A 6,284-nucleotide genomic window follows, 5' to 3' on the forward strand; every position below is an offset into this window, starting at 1 on the left:
AACTACCTGGTTCAGAGCATCAGTTCTAAGCCTTCATTATGATTGTTTGGCTTGTCAAAGTGACCTTTTGGGTAGTGAAGTCATCAGTACATTTTACTGGTAATGATAAATCATTGAAAATATTGTTATCATCCTTTTTATTTATCAGTAAAACCGACTCCCATGAGATATGAATCTGCTCCTGTAGCTCCAGAAGTAAGACAAGAAACCACAAGAGAGCGTGCAGCACATCAACGCCTAGAACGCAGGACTGAATTAAAGTATTCAGAAAGTGATGAAGAACGATGGGCAGAAAACCGAAAAAGAGTCATTGCTGAACGTGAAAAAGCAGCACAGGTCTTTGAACTTGGTTGGATGCAATCGCCAGTGACACAGTCACAAGAGGCGCTGTGGGCAAGTCTGTTTACAGATGAAACCAAAGAAGATCAAAAGCAATATATTAAGCAGTGCAATGCCCATTTGAATGAGCCAGTGCGTCAGGGCGAGATTGTTTTGTTACCCACGGGAGAGCCAAAAACTTCTGATGATCAACGCTTGTTTGATGAATGGCTGGAACAAGCGAAAATTGCCAGTGCTGAGCTAGGCAAGTTAGTGGATGAAGAAGTCGCCACGCTCAATCGTCACTTTGATTTATTTTCTCATCAGTTAGATGAACGGATCCGTAATGATGGGTTGCCTTCAGATTACTATGCACAAGTGGCAACAGGGGTGGGAGCAACATCAGCGTTGGTCGAGCAGAATCTGAAAAATATTCAGAATGTGCTGTTAGAAATCAATACTCTGCATGTGAAGCATCTCGAAACCAAGCGTAAAGTGGGCTATGTCAATTTTGATCGATTTTTTGAACAGCGTGCCGCTTTGTTTAAAAAACTGGATGGTTCGTTTGCTATGTTGTCTAAACGAAGTGTTCAACTTCCGATTCACACGCAAGTCAAGCGTAATCTCAACCTCTCCTCAAGATCAATGATCCATAATGCTGATGAGATTCTCAAGAAAGGGTTTGTGAAAGACTTAGGGAAAAGGATTGCCAATATTGCGATTGGGATTTCAGCATCTAAAGGCTTGGGTTACATCGGTCTCACTGTTGGAGCGGTAAGCGGCGTCGATAACATTTATGAAGCCTGTAAGGTGGATGGCTCAGGGAATTGTGGTAAGACGACGACTAGAGAGTTTGCTGGATTTATTGGTGGCGTTGTCGGTGGTGCTAAAGGTGGATCCGTCGGTGCTGGTGCAGCTGTGGCAACGATTTCTGGTATTGCCTTAATTATTGGGGTAACAGCCTCGGCCCCTGTTCTGGCGATTGCTGCAATTGGCGGCGCGGTTGCAGGTGGTGTTGTCGGTGGTGTGGCTGGCTCAACCGCTGGTAAGTGGGGAGCTGATGTTATTTATGAAAAGGTTGAAAACGTTTTGGGTAATAGATAAATGTTGGATTGGTTGATGGTTGTTTTCGGTGTTATTGCTATTGTCTGGTGTTTTCCATCAGTGATTGTATTGCCAGTGATCTCGTTAGGTAGTTTTAAACACATTATTTTTATAGATAAGCAGTTAGCGAAAGATTTAAATAAGTATTACGACGATAAAGGTTATATGCGACCGGAGTATCAAGCATCTTGGGATGTCGGAAGTCGGTTTACTAATTATTGCATTGCGTATCCTTTTATTCGGCATCGTGAAACAACGAATTCTAAAAAGTTTAAGGCTTTTATGTGGTGGAATGCTTTGGGGTTTTGGAGTTGGATAATGGTTTTCTTTCTGGCTATCCTCGAGAAAGGTCTAGGTATTGGACTCTGACGGAACATAACTACATTATCTGCACCTCAACCAAGCCTGTTCGCTAGTGCGATCTAACTCGTCGCACTAGCTCTTCACAATGACTTTGTCCTACCTGAAGTTGCTGATTGTTTTCCAAATTAGAAAAAACGCTGACATAGTTTTGTCCAGAACCTTCATGGCGGGCACTTCTAGCTCAGAAATGCCCCAAAGTTTGTTTGGATAACCCCAAAATTTCATAAGATTAATTTAGTCAACAGAGTCAATTCAAGAACTCTCATTTCTAAAAAGAGTTGTATCCCCATCCGAATGCTGTAGTTCTATCGCTAGGCCACAAAGTAAATAGAGTACCTTTTGCCTTGATTATGCAATAAATTGCAATCAAAATCGTAGATCCCTTTTGGACTGGCTGAGCGCTCAAGAAGTGTCTTGGTAGGTCAGAACTCAAACTAAGCAGTAAGTGTTTGCAGGTGATTTCGTGAAAAAAATTATATTAGGTGTCCTTTTCAGTGCATCGGTCTTTGCTTCCTCAAGCAAAGACGTTCCAACGATGGATGATAAGAACGGTTATGTAGAACCGTTTCAGATGTTTGATAGTGTTTATTATATTGGGGACAAATGGGTTTCATCATATGCAATTGATACAGATGACGGACTAGTGATAATTGATACACTTGATTTCCCTTATTCTAAGTGGATTCCTATCAATCTTGAGAAGCTAGGGTTAGAAGATGAGCCAATAACGCACATATTGGTAACGCATGGGCATTCTGACCATGTTGGGGGCGCTCAGTTGCTTCAGAAGATGTATGGATCTTCTAAAGTTGTGATGACTAAAAGCGCTCATGAGCTATCCATACAGCAATCAAACAAAAGCAAAGGTGAGAATAAGTTCCTTCCACCAACCCTAGACATAGAGATAAAAAGCGATACCTCTATGGTTATTGGTGGTCATGAGTTTAAGTTCTATCTCACACCGGGTCACACCGAAGGTGATTTTTCCCTAGATTTTACAGTCAAAGATAAAGGCGCTGAACATCGTGCTTTTATCGTTGGTGGCCATAGCGTAAGTGGCAATGATCCAAAAATGATTGAACAGTTCTTAAGTAGTATGGAGAAAATTAGAAAGATTTCACTCCAGCCGCCTGTAGTGAGCGTTAACCTTTCGAACCATCCACATAAAAATTACCTATTTGAGAACAGGGAGAAGCTAGGTGCAAATGGGAACCCATTTATTAGTGAGACAAACTTCTTCATGTTCCTTAAGCAACAAGAAAACTTAGCTAAGAATAACATAAAAGGGTTATAACAATTCTTCAGATAATGTGTAGCCTTCGCTGCTGGGTTAAAAGTTTAGCGGTACCCAAGATAATCCGTTAAATGCTAAATTAGCAAAGTCACTGAAAAGCTTCTGTCCAATTGTGAGCTACAGCAAAATATAAAAGCTCCGGTAGGAAGTTGCTATCTGATGCCACTACTAGCTAAATACCGCGACACTTTGTCGACTGATCGCGATGAGTTCTCCTGAATTGTCCCAAATGTCCGCTTCTAAGTGAGCGTACCCGTTAGCCGCTTGGCGTGTCGTCGCTTTATACGCGAGAAACTCGTCAGGCTTCATGGGTTGATGAGGGTGAATGAACTCAAGATTCCACATCATGGTACTTGCTGGCGCAGGCTGACTCATCATCTGTAAGACCGCTGGTGGCCACGCATCAATCAAGCAGATCAAGTGCGCATCGGTGATTTCTTGGGGTGCATGTTTAAAGCGCATCCAACCTGATAGGTCTGAAACCATCTTACCGCTGTAGGGCATCTCACCTTGTGCTATGGCTAAGTCTATGTTGCCTATAAAGCTGGGAGTGACCCCCTGAATCACTGGTACTCTTGGCAGAGACAGTGGCGATGGCATTTCATGAATGTCGAGACTCGGTACTTCAATCTCAGAAAAGCGCTCGATACCAAAACAAGCTTGTTGAATAACCGCGACCTGATCGTTTTGAATGATACGTGCGGCTAACTGCGACGCACTTTTGCCTTCACGGAGTAGCTCAATCTCAAATGTGAAAGGGGTCTCGGCAAGTAAAGGCCCAACAAAGTTCGTTGTTAATGATCGTAATGGTCTATTGCCTTCGACATGCTGTCTCATAGCGGCATAGAGTAAAGCTGCAGACAATCCACCAAATGCAGTTCTACCTTGCCCCCAGCTTTCTGGAAAGGTCATGGATTCTTGATTGATGATGCAATGCTTGGCTTGGTGTAACAATTGGTCAATATGCATGGTCTGGGATTTGTTGCTAAATTGTTATTTAAATTTATTCTGGTCAGACCTGTTTTGTCAATGATATGGCAAGAGTAGTCGCGATAAATGTCGGATAGGGTCGATTAAGGTGATTACTACGACACAAGACAATTTATGCAGTGGAGATGAGATAAATCGCAGTGTGAAAAGTGGTGTCGTGGTGTTGCTAAGGGAATCTTGTGAAGCTGCTATCAGATTTAGACGAAAGTCTGCGTATTGAGATAAATCTTAGCTGAGTATGTATGCACTTTTAACGCAAGACTAAGTCTTTAAATTAAATAATCTTCTAATTAAGCTGCGCAAATTAGGATATTTAATCTCGTAATGACTAAATATCCTGATTGAGAGGGCTTTCTAGTGAAATTAGATCTTGATTGCCATCACAAATAGCCGTGAATATTTCACTTACTATCATGTCACTTTAATTCCAATAACGAAAACCTACCCAAGATAAATTATATCTAGCGTGAAATAGAAGGATAAAAATCGACATGAGTGGCGCAATTATTAAAGTTTCAAGAAACACCGAAAATGCACCCGTTTCAGAGCTTTCTACGCAAAGCGTAGCATTCTCTCACTACAACAATATTTCTGCGCAATTACCTCTAGACCCTACAACGGGTGAGATTGTCGTCGGTGATGTTAAAGACCAAGCGAAACAATGTTTAAGCAATATTAAGGCGATTGTTGAAAGTATTGACCACGTCATGGACGACGTTGTTCGCATCAATGTTCACCTGAAGAACATTTCAGATCTGGCAGCTGTGGATGAGGTATATTCGACCTTCTTCCCTAACTTGCTACCAACGCGCACGACCGTAGCTGTCAACGCACTACCACATGGCGACGCTCTGGTTCAAATGGACGCACTTATCTCAAACGGTGAAGGCACTGCACCTCAAGAGCCTTGTGCACTGATCAAGCTATCTAGAGACAGCAAAAAAGCCCCATTTAGCCCTGTATCGACTCAGACCGTCGCATTTTCTCACTACAATAATATTTCTGCGCAACTACCTATCGATGCTGAAACAGGCAAGTTAGTCGAAGGTAGCGTGCAAGAGCAAACCGCGCAGTGTCTGAAAAACATCAAAGCGATTATGGAAAGCATTGATGTACCATTCGACGACATTGTTAAGGTTAATGTTTACCTTAAAGATCTCGCTGACATGGCAGCTGTTGATGAGGCATACAGCACTTTCTTCCCAGATTCGTCAATCGCGCGTACTTTAGGCTACGTACCAGCGCGCACTTTTGTTTCAGTGGCTGATCTACCAATGGGCGCTCGCGTTCAGATTGATGCGGTTGTTTCGCACGGTGACGGTACACCACCGCAAGAGGTTGAAGACAGACACGGTATTGTTATCAGAGCGCACAACACTGAAAACGCACCAATCAACCCGCTACACACTCAGACAGTCGCCTTCTCGCACTACAATCATATTGCAGCGCAGTTACCTATGAAAGCTAACGTGAGCCAACTTGTTTCCGGTGGTGCAAAAGGTCAGGCTGCGCAATGTCTCAACAATATCAAAGCGATCGTTGAAAGTATTGATCATGTGATGGACGATATCGTCAAGGTCAACATCCAACTACGTGATATGGCAGATTTAGAAGCAGTGAATGAAGTGTATAAGACATACTTTGAGCGTGAGCTTCCTGCGCGTACTGTTGTCGGTGTATCAGAAATTGCTATGGGTGCACTAGTACAAATTGATGCAGTGGTCTCCAACGGTGAAGGCACACCGCCAAACGCATAAGAATAGATTCTAAATATAATTAAATAAGAGACTGGTTAATTATAATTGGTCTCTTTTTGTTTATAGTAACTGGACAACTGGATATTTATCCGAAATATTGGATAGTGTTTGTTTTTTGTTATTATCGGTGAGAGTTTAAAGTTAGTTAAAATTAAGCCCGCATAAATGCAGGCTTATTATCTGTTTATTTTTATTAGTGGGGGCGTTTAGGTCCATTTCGAACCAAATCTTGGCCTGTCTGGAATACCTCTTCTGTTACCCAACGACCTAACACCAGTTGATGCTTATCGTCTAATACTGCTACAAATCGACGTCCGTCACTGTTATTGGTCTTGGATTCAAGTACGAAGTGCGACACCTCTGAACATAAAAACAGTGAGATGCGATAATCATGAAGTTTGCTCCCGCCAAGAAGTAAAAAACATGAGATACACGCACCTCACTGAGAACGAAAGGTA

5 protein-coding genes are annotated in these 6,284 nt (G+C 42.4%); 4 read left to right on the top strand and 1 reads right to left on the bottom strand.

What is annotated here, in order from left to right; all coding sequences use genetic code 11:
- Positions 1-162: 162 nt before the first annotated feature.
- The 3 genes from ZX61_RS12290 to ZX61_RS12300 all read left to right on the top strand — a co-directional run bounded on the left by ZX61_RS12290 (position 163) and on the right by ZX61_RS12300 (position 3,079).
- A complete protein-coding gene (locus ZX61_RS12290) occupies positions 163-1,422 on the top strand; it encodes a hypothetical protein (protein ID WP_049844910.1) in 1,260 nt (419 codons plus the stop codon).
- On the top strand, positions 1,423-1,791 hold the full coding sequence (locus ZX61_RS12295) for a hypothetical protein (protein WP_049844911.1): 369 nt from the start codon (positions 1,423-1,425) through the stop codon (positions 1,789-1,791).
- 457 nt (positions 1,792-2,248) lie between these two features.
- On the top strand, positions 2,249-3,079 hold the full coding sequence (locus tag ZX61_RS12300; RefSeq protein ID WP_200904237.1) for an MBL fold metallo-hydrolase: 831 nt from the start codon (positions 2,249-2,251) through the stop codon (positions 3,077-3,079).
- A gap of 168 nt (positions 3,080-3,247) precedes the next feature.
- Here the strand turns inward: ZX61_RS12300 and ZX61_RS12305 are convergent, their stop codons facing one another.
- Positions 3,248-4,048, bottom strand: coding sequence for an acyl-CoA thioesterase (locus ZX61_RS12305; RefSeq protein WP_049844913.1), 801 nt, complete (start codon positions 4,046-4,048; stop codon positions 3,248-3,250).
- Between the two features lie 512 nt (positions 4,049-4,560).
- Between ZX61_RS12305 and ZX61_RS12310 the strand changes: the two genes are divergently transcribed.
- Positions 4,561-5,826: a RidA family protein gene (locus ZX61_RS12310; RefSeq protein ID WP_049844914.1), complete on the top strand. Its 1,266-nt coding sequence runs from the start codon at positions 4,561-4,563 to the stop codon at positions 5,824-5,826.
- The last annotated feature ends 458 nt before the right edge of the window (positions 5,827-6,284 follow it).

The sequence above is a fragment of the Vibrio sp. VPAP30 genome (genome assembly GCF_001188205.1).
In the GTDB taxonomy this organism is placed as follows: Bacteria; Pseudomonadota; Gammaproteobacteria; order Enterobacterales; family Vibrionaceae; genus Vibrio; species Vibrio bivalvicida.

Bases quoted from the DNA above. Each gene is read 5' to 3' on its own strand.
- ZX61_RS12310 (WP_049844914.1), top strand. From the start codon at position 4,561: ATGAGTGGCGCAATTATTAAAGTTTCAAGAAACACCGAAAATGCACCC.
- ZX61_RS12305 (WP_049844913.1), bottom strand. From the start codon at position 4,048: ATGCATATTGACCAATTGTTACACCAAGCCAAGCATTGCATCATCAAT.
- ZX61_RS12290 (WP_049844910.1), top strand. From the start codon at position 163: ATGAGATATGAATCTGCTCCTGTAGCTCCAGAAGTAAGACAAGAAACC.
- ZX61_RS12295 (WP_049844911.1), top strand. From the start codon at position 1,423: ATGTTGGATTGGTTGATGGTTGTTTTCGGTGTTATTGCTATTGTCTGG.